Source organism: Campylobacter sp. BCW_6460, assembly GCF_001762705.1.
GTDB lineage: Bacteria > Campylobacterota > Campylobacteria > Campylobacterales > Campylobacteraceae > Campylobacter_D > Campylobacter_D jejuni.
The window spans coordinates 1-16,096 of record NZ_MJXI01000003.1; the positions used below are offsets into that span (position 1 = coordinate 1).

Sequence of the window (16,096 nt, forward strand, 5' to 3'; positions counted from 1 at the left end):
AGCTCTTCACTCAAATCCAATGCACTTAAAGCTAGGATAAAAAGTTCTATTTCGCTTTCAAATACAAAAAGATGTTTATAGTGTTTAGCTAAATTTTTAATAAGCAAGGCATTGCCTATACCATAAATACATACGAAAGGATATCTAGGAGTTTTTTCTAAAATACTTTGATAGAAAAAATTTAATTCTTCTTCTAAATTTTCATACATAAAAACATTATGAGTTTTATCATAGATATTTAAATTTTCATCTATATTAAAACGAGAACAAGTTTTATTTTGTATGAAATTTAAAAGTTTATTTCCTAAGGGTTCATTTACCCCACTTAATAAAGCTTGTATGTTTTTTTCTAATATAGTCATGAAATTTCCTTAAATTTTATCTATTTTGAGTGATATTTTGTCATCTTTTTCACTAAATTGATACAACAAATCCTCACAAGGATAAGAGATGCATTTTTCTTTACAATCTTTTTTTGGATTTTGTTTTATTTTTTCTAGCATTAAAGGAAGTTCTTTCTTAATCAAAAGTTTTACTGGAATTCCCATGCCGTGATTTAAGTTTTTAATAAATTTTCCATCAACTTGAGATTCTTTAGTAATAGAACACAAAGTTGCATCAAAACCAAGTTTCTCAAGTTCTTCATAAAGCATGGTTTTTTCTTTTAAAGAAACATACTCATCATATAATGAATGATAACTTATAAAGCAAGTTTTTAAACATTTTGATTGTTCTAAAAGATGATCTTCTTCTAAAAGATTTCGAATTTTTCTTCTTGCGGGAGAAAAAAAATGAGGCGATGAAGAATTACTTGTCCAAAAAGTTTTTGTCGAACAATGTGTTTTAATATGACGAAAAAAATCAAAAGTAGAAAATTCGCTATACTGCATAAAATCTATTTCCTTTCCAAAACCTACAACTCTCCATAAAAACTTAGCACCACTAGAATTATCTATCACTCCATCTACCAACCAAGGTGCAATCTTAGCGGCTAAATGTGCCAAATATCCCCCATGAGAACCCCCTATCATGATAACTGGTATACCCCCCCCCATAGTATCAAAAGGAGCATGTTTTTTAAGATAAAGTGCAACATTTAAAAGATCTTGAGCTTGCATGATTCCAAAATTTTGATATTCATTTTTTGTAGGTTGCAAACTTACATGTAAATTTAAAAAATAATTTGGTGTAAAATTACCTTTTTGCTTGCCTTCAACTATTTGATTATTTACAAAATGAAAAATTTCACTCATTTGTTCATAGTCTTGAATTTTATCAACATCACAAGAAAGCTTGATATCTGCAGCTTCACAACTTACTTTTAAAATAAGCTTGTCTATATCATCTAAATAAAAAGTTGATCCAGTTTGAGGACGATTACCAATACAATGATAATTTACTCCAACTACAGCAGTATTAAATTGCCTTACCATATAATCGCCAACATATTGGATTGATGATATATCATCGCCCATACCTTGCACCACAAATACTAAGGTTTCAGGTGTTTTTTCATCATCATACCAAAGCTTAAATTCAAGCTTTGATTCTCTTTTTATACCAAGTTCTACATCATCACAAGAGTCAATCTCATAAGTTTTACTCACTATCATTACATTCCCCCTATTAAAAGATAAGTTTTACTCGCTAGATTTTTAAAATTTTCATTCTTACTTAAGATCACGCAAGCTTTATTGCTTGAAGAGCTTGTAAAGTCTATATTTTCTAAATCTTCATGAGTCTGATTGGCTGCGTTGATGATAGCATTTTTACTTGCTTCATTGCTTGAAATTCCCATGAGTATAAAATCAGCTTTATTTATAAAAACAAGTTTTAAGCATTCTTTATCATCGCCTACGCGAAAATTTACTTCTTTTGTGCCGTTAAAATTACCAAGATCAGCATTTTCAACCCCGCTTACATTACTCATCGTTTTCATAAAACTTAAATGGTCATTTTTTAAAGTATAAATGCTTATATCATTGATCAAAGTTTTAAGGTTATTTAAAGACTTACTAACTTCAGCTTCATCCTTGCTTGAACTCATTTTTGGTAAAGCAATAGCAGCTAAAATTCCCAAAATAACGATCACAAAAACAAGTTCTAATATAGTAAAAGCTTTTCTCATCTATATCCTTGAAAAATTTTTATTTTTAGGGCTTAAAATATCTTCTTCTATGCTTACAAATTCCTTTTTTTCATAAGCATCAACTGCAGCTCTTGCTATCATCAAAGCATTATCGGAGCAGAATTTTAAAGGAGCTAGTTTTAAATTTGCATTATATTTTTGACATAAATTTTGCAAACGCGAACGCAAGTTAAGATTTGCACTAGCTCCGCCTACAACGCCAAAATTTTTAAATTTATAAAGATTAAAAATTTTTTCTAATTTATCCATGATATGATCACAAGCCGTATTTTCAAAGGCATAAGCTATTTCAGCTTTTATCTCATCGCTTAAATTTTCATGCTTTAAAATTTCTAAACGCACTGCATTTTTAAGCCCTGAAAAACTGAAAGCAAGTTCTTTAGAATGCTTTAAAGGTATATTAAAAGAGATATTTTTAAGTTTGGCATTTTTTGCTAAATTTTCTATGATGACCCCACCAGGATAACCTAAATTCATCATTTTAGCCACTTTATCAAAACTTTCTCCAAAACTATCATCATTTGTGCTTGCTAAAAGCTCTAAGTTTGCATCATCTTTAAGATAAATCACCATAGTATGCCCACCACTAACAAGCAAAATTCCCATATCTAAAGAAATTTTTTCTTCTAAAAAAAGACTATAAATATGACCTTTAAGATGATTTATAGGGATTAAGGGTAAATTTAGAGCACTTGCTAAGGTTTTTGCCATGGAAATTCCACTGAGCAAAGAAACGCTAAGCCCGGGTTCATTTGTCACAGCTATGGCACAAAGATTTTTAAAATGCTCTTTGCATTGCTTAAGTATCTTTGGTAAAGCCTCGCTATGAAGTCTTGCAGCAAGTTCAGGTACCACTCCCCCATAGATACTATGATCTAATTCTTGGGAAATTTTTTTATGAAATTTACATTCTAAGGTATTTTTATCAATGATAGCTATAGAACTATCATCACAAGAACTTTCTATAGCTAGGATAAGATTTTTCATTCAAATTCCACTAAAATAGAACCTAAGAATTTATCTTTTGATCTTGCCATTTTAAGAGTGTTTAAATCCAAATTTTTAGCATTTTTGATCAACTTGCTATTGGTATTTGCCTCTAAAAGTTGTTGCAAATTTGCTCCTCTTAACTCATAAAATTCCACTCTATAAATTTTACCTGCCATATCTAAAGAGTATTGTGTTTGCATATTTTTTTTATGAACTAAAATATCACTTTCATCTTTTCCATGATCAAAGCCTATGATATTTACGCGCACATTAGCTATCTTTGGGATAAGAAAATTCTCTTTTACTTTCACCTTGGTTCCAAAAGGAACGGTGGTTTCATTGCCATCAACTTGAAAAGTTACCTCATTAAAAGCATCACTAAATTCTAAATACTCAGGATATAATCTTGTTTGAAAACGATTGCCATACTGGATATAAAAAGAATTTCCTTCTGCGATAACAGCGGTAAGTTCATTGCTTGTATTATAATTTAACTCTTTATTTACTGGAAAAGGCACATAATTGATAACCTTTCTTGGATTTTTTAAAGAAAGTAAAATTCTATCATTAAAAAGTTTCACTTCAAGCTCTTTATTTATGGCTTTATCAACCCCTTGTGGGGTAAGTTCAAAATCTCTACTAAATTCAATTCCTGCGGTTTTTAGATAATTTTCAATTGCCAAAAGATGATAATAAGCTCTTAAATTTACAGGCAGATTTTTACTCGCTTCATTTGCAAAAGCAGCTTTGTGATTTGAAATCACAAAATAAGTTAAAGCTTTAAGCATTTCCGTATCACCAAGCTCTTGGGTTTTGGTGTTTTTAAGATGATAAGCATGCTTTGGATCAGCAAGTGAAGAATTGACACTATTTACGGTTTGAGTAGCGATATTTTCAAGATCAGGGTATTTGCTTGCATTGATTTCGCTTGTGTCAATCACGCTTGAATTTCCCCAACGCTTAGGATTTTGCATCGCATCGATATAAGTAGGTTTATAAAAACCCCAACCATCGTGAAGATTGATCACCATACTAACTTCAGGAAGTAAAATAAGCTCTTTAATGCGTTGAACTCTTTTATAATCAGGATCCTTTGGGCTAATACTTGCAAATTTACGGTTTAAATCCCCATTATTCCCACGCGAACGCTTGATAATGCTATCAAAAGCTAAATTTGGAGCCACTATAATCTTACCCTTAGTAATATTATAATCACTCAAAAGCAAACTTGCCGCATGAAATCCACCAGGCTCATCGCCTTGAATTCCACCAAAAATCAAAACTGTATTATTATCATCTAGGCTTTTTCCATTTTCTCCTACGCTAAAGTCTAGTTCTAAAGCAAAAATACTTGTTATAAAAAATAAAATTGTTAAAAAAAATTTCATTTTAACTCCTTAAATACTCTCTTGTTTTAAAATCATACTCAAAAACTTCTTCTATGCTTGAAATTTTAGGTACTCCAAAGTGATCAAGAGCTTTAAAAATGTATTTAGCAATGTCTAAAAATCTACTTTTATTTTCTAAAAAATTATAAACACCAACTTCATTAGCAGCATTGATGATAACACCTAAATTTGGCTCTTTTAAAAATGTATTTTTAAGCTTAAAAATAGGATATTTTTTTGTGCTAATTTTATGAAATTTTAAAGCGGGCATTTTGCTAAAATCAACAGCCTCTAAAATAGGTGTATCTTGTTTTTCAAATATAGCATCTGAAATAGCTAGTTTCATATCTGCTTTTGAAAAATACGCCGTGCTAGCTCCATTTTTAAATTCACACATTGCATGCACTAAAGATCTTGGTTCTATTAAAGCATCAATTTCTTTAAAATCATATAAATGATAAGCCTCTATAATCTCAAAAAGCTTATTTGCCATAGTCGCACTATCTATAGTGATCTTTGCTCCCATGTTCCAATTAGGATGTTTTAAAGCATCTTTGACACTAACTTGATTTAAATCTTTGATTTTGTACTTATAAAAAGCTCCACCACTTGCTGTGATATAAAGTTTTGCTATATTTTTTTTACCTTCGAGTAAAAATTTTAAAGCCGCATGCTCACTATCAACGGGTAAAAATTTAGCCCCTTTTAAAAAACTCCCAGCCACCACAAGACTTTCTTTGTTAGCTAAGGCTATGTTTTTGCCAAGTTCTTTAGCCTTTAAAGTGCTTTTAAGTCCTGCAAAACCTACAATAGCATTGAGCAAAAGTTTGTCTTGGCATTCTGTTAAAATTCGCTCTAAACCTTCTTGCCCTATAAAAACTCTATCGTGTTTAACTAAATGCTTATTTTTTGAATCTTTTATGGCAACAAATTTAGGCTTAAACCTTGCGATTTGTTCATTTAAAAGAGCGATGTTATCTCCACAAGCTAAAGCAGAAATACGAATGTTTTTTAAAGCAGCAAGTTTAAGAGCATTTACTCCTATACTACCCGTACTTCCAAAAAGTATCATAAAAGAGCAACCATCACAAAAGCAGCAATGATCACCGCATCGATCCTATCAAGCACACCCCCATGACTAGGGATAAGATCTCCACTATCTTTTACACCTGCTTCTCTTTTAAAATAACTCTCAAGCAAATCCCCAATCACTGCAAAAATCGCTACAAAAAACGAACAAAGCAAAGAAAGCCAAAAACTATAAACAAAAACTCCCAAAATAGTTCCAATAACACTCGCACAAATCAAGCCACCTATAACACCTTCTAAGGTTTTGTTTGGACTTGTTGGAGAAAAAGGAGTTTTACCCATAAGTTTTCCGATAAAATACGCCCCACTATCACAAGCTGCAACGATAATGATAAGCCAAAAAAGCGCAAACATACCCTGATCTAAATACACTTGCCAAAGTGCTAAAATAGGCAAACTAGGATACATATAAATAAGAGCTGGTTTTAAGGAAGCCTTTTTATAAACCAAATATCCAACAACTAATAACAAAGCTAAAATCCCAAAAAACAAAGCTTTATGCGATAAACTTCCCAAAATAAAAACTATAACCAAAGGGATAATAGAAATATTTTCTAAAGCAAAAAGTTTTTTTGCTTCACTAAAAGATAAATACAATAAAACCGCAAAAACGATAAAATTGATAAAAAATTGATCAATCAACGCGATAATAATAATAGCCCCTATCATCACAAGAGCTGAAATAATTCTAGTTGTATTAAACATATTTTTCCTTATATACTAATATCTAAGCGATGAATGCTTTGTGCGTCTTTAAAATTTGGATCTTTAGACTCATCTTCTTCATTTTTCTCATCATCGCTAGTTTTAGCCTCTTGATTGTGTTTTTTCTTTTTTTCTTCTTGTTCGGCTTTCTCTTTGATCTCTTCTTTGATTTCATGAGTCTCATTGACTTTTTCAAGCTTGTTTAAAGTTTTTTCTTTTTCATTAAATTCAGCCATATTTAGCGTAGCTGCAAAACCTTCTTTTGCAAGCTCATTGCTTGCTTGTGTAGCTGGATAAGCCATATTTTGATTTATATAATTGACATTTCCTAATGGGCTAACTGGCATTTTAATCCTTCGTGATATTAATACTTTTAAAATTTGTATAATTTACAAACGCCTTTTGCTGAACCTTAACAAAATTTTTTAAGGTATAATCGACCCAATACGAACCTTTCTTTAACTTAGAAAAGCTTACACAAAGCCTTGCAGCAAATTCTATCACATCAAGGCTGATTTTTTGCTTGTTTGATACAATCAAAGTATGTGCACTAGGAATATCCCTTACATGAAGCCACAAATCATCTTTTTTAGCATTTTTAAGTAAAAATTCATTGCCTTTTTCATTTTTACCCACGCAAATTTTAAACTCATTAAAATAAAAATTTGCCACAAGATCTTCTTGTTTATGATCTTGATTTTTTTTGCTATTTTTTTTAGGTAGTAAAATTTCAAGCTCTATCTCGCTCTTAGCTTGAAGCAATAATTCTTTCAAACTCAAGGTAAAATCTAATTTTTCTTTTAAATTTTGCCTTTGTATGTTTAAATTTTTAGCTTTTTGTTCTAATTTTTTAGCATTTTTATAATATAAATTAGCACTTTGCTTAGGACTAAATTCAAGCTTAAATTCAAGCTCTTTGCCTTCAAAATCATCAAGCTTAAATTCCCTTTCATAACCTTTTAAAATACTCAAATTTGCAAACAATACATCAGCCCTTTTTCTGTATTCTAAAGCTTTTAAGAGTAAAGAATTTTCTTCATCTAAACTAGAAAAAAGTTCTTGTAAATTTTGTATTTTTTTATCCACTTGTGCAAGTTTTAAATTTTTTATTTGTTTGATTTTACTCTCATAAATGCTTATAAATTTACAAGAAAAATAATCTGCAAAGTCTTTAATTTCCTCAAAACTTTCATCCATTTTATAAGGCTTTAAAGACTCTAAAATCACATTAGGTTTTACAACACGATAACTTTTATCAATGTGCCTTAAAGCCTCTATGATCAAATCTTTTTCATCTGTAAGAATAACATTAGTATTTTTACCCGTAAATTCAAAATAAATCTTGCTCTCATAGCTTTTATAAGCCTTATTAGCTTTTACACTAAAACATAAAATACGATTGCCTTCAAGGACTTTAACTTCCTTTATAAAAGCATTACTAAAATACTTTTTAAGCATAAAATCAAAAGGTGCATTATAATTTTTTGCATTAAATTTAGCTGTATAAATCGCACTCATTGCACGAGTGAGATCAAAAATAAATCTTTCTTTATCAAAACTTAATTCCAAAATATTGTCATTAATACGCTTGATAAAATCGATTTTTTTAAACTGAGAAAAAAAAGTTTGCAATTGTAAAAGTTCTGTGTATTTCATAAAAGAAATTATAAAATATTTTAGCGAATTTGTGGTAGAATTACATTAAAAAAGGAAATTTATGCAGCTTAATGAGCTAAATTGCGTGATTTTATGTGGTGGCAAATCTAGTCGTATGGGACAAGATAAAAGCAAATTGATTCTTAAAAATCAAAATTTAACTCAATTTCAAGTAGATAAATTTTCTAAAATTTTTAAAAATGTCTATGTGAGTGCAAAAGAAGACAAATTTGAAAACCATTTTAGCTTGATAAAAGATTCTTTAGAATTTGAAGTTTACTCTCCTATGCTTGCACTTTATTCTATACTTTCAAATTTTAAAAATGAATTTGTTTTTGTTTTAAGTGTAGATAGTCCTAAAGTAGGTGAAAATGAACTTTTAAAAATGCTTCCTTTTTTAGAGCAAAACTATAAAATAATCATAGCCAAAACCCCTTTACATAAACATCCCTTGTGCGGCTTTTATCACAGCTCTTTAGCTCAAACTTGTAAAAATTTCTTAGAAAAAAATGAACAAAAAATAGGACTTTTATTTTCTGAGATTAAAACCAAATTTGTGGAATTTGAAGATGAAGATGCTTTTTTAAATCTTAATTTTTATGAAGAATATGAAAAATTTAAAAGTGAGTTAAAATGAGAAAAATTGCTTTATTTTTAAGCTTATGTGTTCTTATATGGGCTAGTGATTTGCAACAAGCTTTAGAGTATGAAAAACAAGGCGATTATAAAAAAGCTATGGAAATTTACAAAAAACTCGCTTTAAAAAATTCACCTGTTTTAATTTCTCAAGAACAAAATAAAACTAAACAAACTACTCAAAATGAAAAATCTATTATTGCAGCCAAAGAAGAAAGACAAGATTTTGCTCGTCTTGCCTTGGCAAATTATCTTGAAGAAGATGAATACTTTAACCCTCTTGGCATTAGTGCTTATAAAATGAATTATTTTCTACCTTTGGCTTATAGTTTTAACTCTCTGGAAGAAAATCACAATAAAAGTGAAGCTAAATTTCAACTTAGCATTAAAAAAAGACTTTTTGAAAATTTACTAGGACTAGATGAAAAATATTATATAGCCTATACCCAAACTTCTTGGTGGCAAATTTATGAGCATTCTTCTCCTTTTAGAGAAACCAACTATCAACCAGAATTTTTTATAGATTTTCCTTTGTATCTTAAAGATTATGAATTTTTTAACAACCTACGCGTAGGTATATTACATGAAAGCAATGGCAAGGGAGATGAGAATTTGCAATCTCGCTCATGGAATAGAATTTATGTATCTACAGCTATTTTATATAATAAATTTTTATTTGTTCCACGCCTTTGGTATAGAATTCCTGAAAGCAAAAAAGATGATGATAATCCTGCCATCTTGCATTATATGGGAAATTTTGATGTGAATTTAGCGTATTTAGGCGATGATTATTTTATCAATCTTATGCTAAGAAACAATCTTAAATTCCACGATAACAAAGGCGCTATACAAGTTGATCTAGGATATGATATTTTTAACAATGGAATTTATTGGTATTTACAATACTTTAATGGCTATGGAGAAAGCCTTATAGACTATAACAAACACTTGCAAAGACTTTCCACTGGATTTTTGATTTCTTACTAAAATATCCTTTGTAGTTTTATCATTTCTTAAAACAAATTTCATTACAATTTCATTTTTGATAATTATTATTACTATAAGGAAAGATTTGTTTTTTAAGCATATATTGAGTTTAAAAGTGCTTATAGCTTTACTTTTATTCTTTGGAATGATAAGTTTATTTATAGGAGTTATCAGTATCAATGTAAAAGATATTCTTAATCTTGACTCCACTCAACTAGAAATCATAACTCTCACAAGAATTCCTAGACTTATAGCGATTTTACTCACGGGAATGAGTCTTGGTATATGCGGGCTTATCATGCAACAACTCACGCAAAATAAATTCGTTTCCCCAACTACAGCAGGAACTATGGATTGTGCTAAATTTGGCATACTTGTTTCTTTAATATTTTTTGCTGGAGCGTCTTTTTTCACTCAAGCTATCATTGCATCTGTATTTGCGCTTTTGGGTTCTTTTATATTTATCCAAATTTTAAGAAAAATCAAACTCAAAGATGTGATTTTTGTACCTTTGATAGGCTTGATGTTTGGAGGCATTATTAGTGCTATAACCACTTTTTTTGCCTATGCTTTAAATTATATACAAAATATCCAAGGCTGGTTACAAGGCAGTATGGCAAATGTTATGCAGGGAAATTATGAATTGCTCTACATTTCTTTACCACTTTTTATACTTGCTTATTTTTTAGCTCATAAAATCACCATAATTGGCATGGGCGAAGATATAGCTTTAAATCTTGGAATCTCTTATAATGGTATATTATTTTTAGGCTTGATGATTGTAAGCATTATCACTAGTTTAGTGATTGTAAGCGTTGGGATTATCCCTTTTTTAGGGCTAATTATCCCAAATTTAGTAGCTCTTTATCTAGGTGATAATCTTAGAAAAAATCTTATCTATATAGCACTTTGTGGAGCTCTGTTTTTACTTGTTTGCGATATCATTTCAAGACTTGTCATCTTTCCTTTTGAAATGCCTTTAAGTATCACTACAGGTGTTTTAGGATCTTTAATCTTTATCTTTCTTTTGCTAAAAAGGAAAGTTTATGCGTAAAAAAATGCTGATTTTAAGCTTTTTAACACTTGGTATGACAGGGATTTTTATACTTGTGGGTTTAAATGGCTTTGATGAGTATGCCTTAAAAAGTCGTTTTTTACAAATTGCAGCTATTATCATAGTAGCTATTTGTATCGCTGTTTCAACAGTAATCTTTCAAACTTTATGCAACAACAAAATTCTAACCCCTGCTATCATAGGATTAGATTCTTTATATATGTTGCTTCAAAGTGCTCTTATCTTTTCTTTTGGTGCGGCTAATTTAAGTGTTTATAAAAACGATATTAATTTTTTAATCACTCTGGTTTGTATGGTAGTTTTTTCACTAGGACTTTATAAAATTTTATTTAGTAGCGACAGAAGCATTTATCTTATCATGCTTTTAGGCTTAGTTTTTGGAACACTTTTTAGTACTTTAAGCTCTTTTTTTGAAGTATTAATCGACCCTGATGAATTCATGGTAATACAAGGAAGAATGTTTGCTAGCTTTGATAATATTGCTTTTGATGTTTTAATTCTTGCTTATATTATTAGCTTTTTAAGTTTTATATGGATTTTTCGCTATATGAAATTTTTAGATCCTTTAAATTTAGGCAAAGATTTAGCGATAAATTTAGGGATAAATTATCAAAAAATTTCAAAACAATTGATGATTATCATAGCTATTTTAACTTCTATTAGCACCGCACTTGTAGGTCCTATAACCTTTTTAGGACTTTTGGTAGTAAATATCACTTATGAGCTATTTAAAACTGCAAAGCATAGTATTTTGCTAAGTGCTTGTATACTCATTAGCATTTTAGCTTTGCTTGGAGGGGTATTTTTTGTCTCTAGAGTTTTTGATTATAATGCCACTATAAGCGTGGTTATTAATTTCTTAGGTGGGATATATTTTATCTATCTTGTATTAAAGGGTAATAAATTATGATTAAACTAAAAAATATCACCAAATTTTATGACAATAAAGCCATTATTTCAGATCTTAGCCTTGATTTTCATAAAGGCAAAATCACTTCTATAATAGGAGCCAACGGTGCTGGAAAATCCACTCTTTTAGCTCTAGCAAGTCGTTTGATAAAACCTAGTAGCGGAGAAATTTATATCGATGGAATGAATTTAAAAGACTATAAAGAGCAAATCTTAGCACAAAAAATTTCCATTCTCAAACAACAAAACAATATCAATTTAAGATTAAAAGTTGAAGAATTAGTCGCTTTTGGGCGTTTTCCGCATTCTCAAGGAAGACTTAATGCAAACGATAAAATCAAAATCAATGAAGCTTTAGAATACATGGGGCTTAGTAACTTAAGAAATGAATTTTTAGATACATTAAGCGGCGGACAAAAACAAAGAACTTTTATAGCCATGATCATCGCTCAAGATACTGAATTTATAATGTTTGATGAACCTTTAAACAATCTTGATATGAAGCATAGCGTACAAATCATGCAACTAATGAAAAATTTAGTCAAAGACTTTAACAAAAGTATAGCTGTTGTATTGCATGATATTAATTTTGCTTCGATTTATTCTGATGAAATCATAGCCTTAAAAGATGGGAAGCTTTTAAAACAAGGTTCAAAAGATGAAATCATCAATCAAGAAAATTTAAAACAAATTTATGATATGGATATACCCGTAAGTCAAATTGATGGTAAGAAAATTTGTATTTATTTTTAAAAAGGAGACAATATGAAAAAATCTTTAGTTTTTGCATTTTTTGCATTTTTTTTAAGTCTATTCTTAACTGCTTGTAATTCAAACTCAAATGAAAACAACGCAAGCTCTACAACAAAAACCAACACTGCTACGGTGAAAATTTTGCCTATCAGCATGAGCGATGAAGGTGATAGTTTTTTAGTAAAGGATAGCCTAGGAGAAAATAAAATCCCTAAAAATCCTTCTAAGGTAGTGATCTTGGATCTTGGAATTTTAGATACTTTTGATGCTTTAAAATTAAACGATAAAGTCGCAGGCGTTCCTGCTAAAAATTTACCAAAATACCTACAACAATTTAAAAACAAACCTAGTGTAGGTGGAGTGCAACAAGTTGATTTTGAAGCCATTAATGCTTTAAAACCTGATCTTATCATCATTTCTGGACGCCAAAGTAAATTTTATGATAAGTTAAAAGAAATAGCTCCAACTTTATTTGTAGGTCTTGATAATGCAAATTTTTTAAGCTCTTTTGAAAATAATGTCTTAAGCATTGCAAAACTTTATGGTTTAGAAAAAGAAGCTTTAGAAAAAATTTCAGATATTAAAAATGAAATTGAAAAAGCCAAAAGCATAGTTAATGAAGATAAAAAAGCTCTTATCATTCTTACAAATTCTAACAAAATTTCAGCCTTTGGTCCTCAATCTCGCTTTGGGATTATTCACGATGTTTTAGGGATTAACGCAGTAGATGAGAATATAAAAGTAGGCACACATGGCAAAAGTATCAATTCTGAATTTATACTAGAAAAAAATCCTGATTATATTTTTGTTGTTGATAGAAATATCATTGTAGGCAACAAAGAACGCGCTCAAGGCATACTCGATAATGCGCTTGTCGCTAAAACCAAAGCAGCACAAAACAAAAAAATCATCTATCTTGATCCAGAATACTGGTATTTAGCAAGTGGAAATGGACTAGAGTCTTTAAAAACTATGATTTTAGAAATCAAAAACGCTGTAAAATAATACAATCTCGCAAGAGCTAGTCTCTTGCTTTAATACTTAATAAAATACTTGGAATTTTCAAGAAAGTTTTAGTGGCGGACAGAGAGGGATTTGAACCCTCGAGACCCGTTAAGATCTGCACCCTTAGCAGGGGTGTGGTTTCAGCCGCTCACCCATCTGTCCAATAAAAGTAAAGTATGATTATACAAAAAAATAAATAATACCTAGCTTAAAAAGCTAGGAAAAATCAAAGGCTAAGATAAGCCAAAAGCAAAGTTACAACAACCCCTACTCCAAGAACTGCAAATTGTTTACTTCTATCTTTTTTATTTACAAACAAAGTAATCATAAGCCCTGAAATATAAAGCATAAATAAAGTAATACCAAAGCCTACGCTAAGCACAGAAAAATACCAAGCACCCTTATCTTTATGAAGCATAATCATATCTCCAAGTAAAGATCTTGTTTTTAAGGTAATGTTGTATTCATTAGTAGAATTTTGAGTTATATTAGCACTATAATGAGTTCCGCCTATTGTTATGCCTTTATCTTTACTTTTAATGATATCTGTATTAGATGGCACTTTTAAACCATTTGTTTTTAAGTACTCTATTAAAGCTTCTCTTTCTTTACCACTTTCTATAACTTTTGACAATTGATACTGCTCAACTTTCAAACCCACATCTTGATTAATACCAAAAATATACGCTATACCTGTTAAAGCAAAAAGCAAGGCGCAAGGCAAGAAGAACAAACTAAGATAGATATGAACCTGTCTAAACAATTTATTTTTATTGATCATTTTAAATCCTTTTTGATTATCAAAATTTGTGATATTTTGACAAAACAAAGTGAAGTAAAAGTGAACTTCAAATAAAAAGTTTATATTTTTTAAAACAAATAAAAGAAAAAGCCCTATGATTTATAGGGCTTAAGAATTATTTTTTATCAATCACTTGATAATTATAAGGAGCAAGCTCTTTATCATGCTCTAAAAGTTCTTTTGGAGGATTACCATTAACATCTTTTTCATCTGCATAGTAACGCTCTCCAGCTTTATGGCCATTAACATCTACTTTATAGTAAAGCTCTCCTGGATTAAATTTTTGAATATCTTCAAAACCTAAATTTGAAGTTTTAAAATCTTTAATTCCGTTTGCTGTCGCAATTTCTACAAGTTTAGTTTGTCCCATTCTTGCCATATCAACAGCTTGCAATAACATTCTTGAAGCTTCGCGAGGATTATGGAAACCAGTTGAGTTTTCAGCATTAACAAAATCCGCTCTCATTTGGGCTTTACGATGAAGTTCTAAAACTTCTTTTAGTTCTTCGCTAATTTTTTTTACATCAGCTTTTCCATCGCTTTGGAATTTTTCCATATTGCCTAATTCATCGCGTAGTTTTTTAGTATCCATAATCAAACTAACAATTGCGTACTCTGCAGTTCTTTGATCATGTGCAACGCTATTTTGTATGTCAAGTACTTGAGCTTTTAAATAATCTTCGCTTTGTTTATGACAAGACTTACAAGCAGAGTTAATATCTCTTAAAGGAGAAGTGATATTGTGTTGAGTAACCTTTTTAGCCCCTTCTCTAACATAAGGCATATGACAATCCACGCAACTTACTCCATTTGCAGCATGCACACCGCCACTATAAAGTTCACTTTCTGGGTGTTGAATTTTAATAATTTGTGCCCCTGTTAATTTATGAGTAAAATCAGCTCCAAATACTCCACGAACTTTATCATAATAATCATCTAGCATTTCAATTCTAAATGGTTGTCCTTTTTTCCACTCACTCCAAGGAAAAGTTAAAACTATACCATCGGTTTCAATCTCTTTAGCTTTATTTCCATCTCTCCAAAATTCATACTCATCATAATTTTTCTGAGTTCCATTCCACCATTTTTTAGAACTATCATCTACAATAGTTTCACCCATTACTTTTACTTTTTCCCCTGTTGGTTTAAAATAGTATTCAACATGGCATTGAGAGCAAACTAAAGTTCTCATTTCCTCCCTTGTAGCTTTTACACCTTGTACTGGATCTTTTTCATATCCCCTAGAAACTAAAGCATTAATAGCTGCTGGACGAGTAAGTCTTAAACTCATATCATTTGGATTGTGACAATCTGCACAAGTTACGCCCATTCTTTTACCACCATGTGGGCCTGCATGTTCAGGTGAATTTTCTACTATACCATCAACAGCTGGGATATTTTTAATCATAGTCCAATAATTTGTAGAATTAAAAGTAGTAAAATCCCCTTTAGCAACATTTTTTATAAGCCATGGAGTCCATCCACTATGACAATTCATACAAGCTGCAGGTTGACCTTTAAAAGCAGCAAGTCCATGGGCATTAAGAAAATCTTTGTTGTTTCTTGCTGTTTTCATTTGATCTACTTGAACCCAAAAATGCCCTCTTTCTTCATTGAAATCAAGACTAAAAGGATATCCTGCCCAAAGTATGGTTAATTGAGGAAAGCGAATTAATTTTGAATAAGCTAAATTACCACCAAATTCAGTAGCTTTAGGCTCTTCTTTTTCAACTGTTAAATACATTTTTAGCTGCTCTGGAAAAACCTTACCCCATTTTTCAAAATTTGGATCATCATCACTAAGCAAAGAAAAATCAGCATTTGCTGCAATAGCATTTTTATTTGCTTCATCTTCTTTTTTTTGATTGATATCATTATTTAGCCATAAAACTCCCGCTATAAGTAAAACCAAAACAACAATACCCAAGCGTAAAATATTTTTTTTCATTCAT

16 protein-coding genes, 1 tRNA gene and 1 pseudogene are annotated in these 16,096 nt (G+C 30.4%); 6 read left to right on the forward strand and 12 right to left on the reverse strand.

Features of this window, described 5'->3' with window-relative positions; genetic code table 11:
- From AJ881_RS01865 to AJ881_RS01905, 9 genes and pseudogenes are all read right to left on the reverse strand, one after another.
- A pseudogene (locus tag AJ881_RS01865) lies at positions 1-362 on the reverse strand (motility associated factor glycosyltransferase family protein); the annotation flags it as partial.
- A 9-nt stretch (positions 363-371) separates the two neighbouring features.
- Positions 372-1,613, reverse strand: coding sequence for a DUF2920 family protein (locus AJ881_RS01870; protein WP_070285334.1), 1,242 nt, complete (start codon positions 1,611-1,613; stop codon positions 372-374).
- On the reverse strand, positions 1,613-2,128 hold the full coding sequence (locus tag AJ881_RS01875) for a type II secretion system protein (RefSeq protein WP_070283218.1): 516 nt from the start codon (positions 2,126-2,128) through the stop codon (positions 1,613-1,615). Before AJ881_RS01875 ends, AJ881_RS01870 begins: the two co-directional genes overlap by 1 nt.
- Positions 2,129-3,136: a tRNA (adenosine(37)-N6)-threonylcarbamoyltransferase complex transferase subunit TsaD gene (gene tsaD / locus AJ881_RS01880; protein WP_070283217.1), complete on the reverse strand. Its 1,008-nt coding sequence runs from the start codon at positions 3,134-3,136 to the stop codon at positions 2,129-2,131.
- Complete coding sequence (locus tag AJ881_RS01885) at positions 3,133-4,527, reverse strand: M99 family carboxypeptidase catalytic domain-containing protein (protein ID WP_070283216.1); 1,395 nt, start codon at positions 4,525-4,527, stop codon at positions 3,133-3,135. Before AJ881_RS01885 ends, tsaD begins: the two co-directional genes overlap by 4 nt.
- Before the next feature lies 1 nt (position 4,528).
- Positions 4,529-5,599 (reverse strand): 1-deoxy-D-xylulose-5-phosphate reductoisomerase, encoded by a 1,071-nt coding sequence (gene dxr, locus AJ881_RS01890; protein WP_070274852.1) that lies wholly within the window; start codon positions 5,597-5,599, stop codon positions 4,529-4,531.
- Positions 5,596-6,321, reverse strand: coding sequence for a phosphatidate cytidylyltransferase (locus AJ881_RS01895; protein ID WP_070283215.1), 726 nt, complete (start codon positions 6,319-6,321; stop codon positions 5,596-5,598). Before AJ881_RS01895 ends, dxr begins: the two co-directional genes overlap by 4 nt.
- An 8-nt stretch (positions 6,322-6,329) precedes the next feature.
- Positions 6,330-6,668 (reverse strand): hypothetical protein, encoded by a 339-nt coding sequence (locus AJ881_RS01900; RefSeq protein ID WP_002855905.1) that lies wholly within the window; start codon positions 6,666-6,668, stop codon positions 6,330-6,332.
- A gap of 1 nt (position 6,669) precedes the next feature.
- Positions 6,670-7,977, reverse strand: a complete 1,308-nt coding sequence (locus tag AJ881_RS01905) for an NFACT RNA binding domain-containing protein (protein WP_070283214.1) — start codon at positions 7,975-7,977, stop codon at positions 6,670-6,672.
- A gap of 61 nt (positions 7,978-8,038) precedes the next feature.
- Between AJ881_RS01905 and AJ881_RS01910 the strand changes: the two genes are divergently transcribed.
- The 6 genes from AJ881_RS01910 (at position 8,039) to ceuB (ending at position 13,342) form a co-directional block, all read left to right on the forward strand.
- A complete protein-coding gene (locus AJ881_RS01910; RefSeq protein ID WP_052778358.1) occupies positions 8,039-8,614 on the forward strand; it encodes a molybdenum cofactor guanylyltransferase in 576 nt (191 codons plus the stop codon).
- Positions 8,611-9,600 carry a phospholipase A gene (locus tag AJ881_RS01915; RefSeq protein ID WP_070209793.1) on the forward strand — a complete coding sequence of 330 codons (990 nt, stop codon included), beginning with the start codon at positions 8,611-8,613 and terminating at the stop codon, positions 9,598-9,600. Before AJ881_RS01910 ends, AJ881_RS01915 begins: the two co-directional genes overlap by 4 nt.
- Before the next feature lie 85 nt (positions 9,601-9,685).
- Positions 9,686-10,654: an ABC transporter permease gene (locus AJ881_RS01920; protein ID WP_070252630.1), complete on the forward strand. Its 969-nt coding sequence runs from the start codon at positions 9,686-9,688 to the stop codon at positions 10,652-10,654.
- Positions 10,647-11,585, forward strand: a complete 939-nt coding sequence (locus tag AJ881_RS01925) for an iron chelate uptake ABC transporter family permease subunit (RefSeq protein ID WP_070252631.1) — start codon at positions 10,647-10,649, stop codon at positions 11,583-11,585. Before AJ881_RS01920 ends, AJ881_RS01925 begins: the two co-directional genes overlap by 8 nt.
- Positions 11,582-12,337: an ABC transporter ATP-binding protein gene (locus AJ881_RS01930; RefSeq protein WP_044780298.1), complete on the forward strand. Its 756-nt coding sequence runs from the start codon at positions 11,582-11,584 to the stop codon at positions 12,335-12,337. The genes AJ881_RS01925 and AJ881_RS01930 overlap by 4 nt, the downstream gene beginning before the upstream one ends.
- Positions 12,338-12,349: 12 nt before the next feature.
- Positions 12,350-13,342: an enterochelin ABC transporter substrate-binding protein CeuB gene (ceuB, locus tag AJ881_RS01935; RefSeq protein WP_053872858.1), complete on the forward strand. Its 993-nt coding sequence runs from the start codon at positions 12,350-12,352 to the stop codon at positions 13,340-13,342.
- 72 nt (positions 13,343-13,414) lie between these two features.
- Here ceuB and AJ881_RS01940 read toward each other — a convergent pair.
- From AJ881_RS01940 to AJ881_RS01950, 3 genes are all read right to left on the reverse strand, one after another.
- Positions 13,415-13,504 (reverse strand) — tRNA-Ser (locus AJ881_RS01940).
- A 64-nt stretch (positions 13,505-13,568) separates the two neighbouring features.
- Entirely contained in the window at positions 13,569-14,123 is a 555-nt protein-coding gene (locus tag AJ881_RS01945; RefSeq protein ID WP_070283213.1) for a hypothetical protein, read from the reverse strand.
- 136 nt (positions 14,124-14,259) lie between these two features.
- Positions 14,260-16,092, reverse strand: a complete 1,833-nt coding sequence (locus AJ881_RS01950; RefSeq protein ID WP_070283212.1) for an ammonia-forming cytochrome c nitrite reductase subunit c552 — start codon at positions 16,090-16,092, stop codon at positions 14,260-14,262.
- Between the last annotated feature and the right edge of the window lie 4 nt (positions 16,093-16,096).

Coding starts and splice junctions, on each gene's coding strand:
- AJ881_RS01870 (WP_070285334.1), bottom strand. CDS start 1,613: ATGATAGTGAGTAAAACTTATGAGATTGACTCTTGTGATGATGTAGAA.
- AJ881_RS01875 (WP_070283218.1), bottom strand. CDS start 2,128: ATGAGAAAAGCTTTTACTATATTAGAACTTGTTTTTGTGATCGTTATT.
- tsaD (WP_070283217.1), bottom strand. CDS start 3,136: ATGAAAAATCTTATCCTAGCTATAGAAAGTTCTTGTGATGATAGTTCT.
- AJ881_RS01885 (WP_070283216.1), bottom strand. CDS start 4,527: ATGAAATTTTTTTTAACAATTTTATTTTTTATAACAAGTATTTTTGCT.
- dxr (WP_070274852.1), bottom strand. CDS start 5,599: ATGATACTTTTTGGAAGTACGGGTAGTATAGGAGTAAATGCTCTTAAA.
- AJ881_RS01895 (WP_070283215.1), bottom strand. CDS start 6,321: ATGTTTAATACAACTAGAATTATTTCAGCTCTTGTGATGATAGGGGCT.
- AJ881_RS01900 (WP_002855905.1), bottom strand. CDS start 6,668: ATGCCAGTTAGCCCATTAGGAAATGTCAATTATATAAATCAAAATATG.
- AJ881_RS01905 (WP_070283214.1), bottom strand. CDS start 7,977: ATGAAATACACAGAACTTTTACAATTGCAAACTTTTTTTTCTCAGTTT.
- AJ881_RS01910 (WP_052778358.1), top strand. CDS start 8,039: ATGCAGCTTAATGAGCTAAATTGCGTGATTTTATGTGGTGGCAAATCT.
- AJ881_RS01915 (WP_070209793.1), top strand. CDS start 8,611: ATGAGAAAAATTGCTTTATTTTTAAGCTTATGTGTTCTTATATGGGCT.
- AJ881_RS01925 (WP_070252631.1), top strand. CDS start 10,647: ATGCGTAAAAAAATGCTGATTTTAAGCTTTTTAACACTTGGTATGACA.
- AJ881_RS01930 (WP_044780298.1), top strand. CDS start 11,582: ATGATTAAACTAAAAAATATCACCAAATTTTATGACAATAAAGCCATT.
- ceuB (WP_053872858.1), top strand. CDS start 12,350: ATGAAAAAATCTTTAGTTTTTGCATTTTTTGCATTTTTTTTAAGTCTA.
- AJ881_RS01945 (WP_070283213.1), bottom strand. CDS start 14,123: ATGATCAATAAAAATAAATTGTTTAGACAGGTTCATATCTATCTTAGT.
- AJ881_RS01950 (WP_070283212.1), bottom strand. CDS start 16,092: ATGAAAAAAAATATTTTACGCTTGGGTATTGTTGTTTTGGTTTTACTT.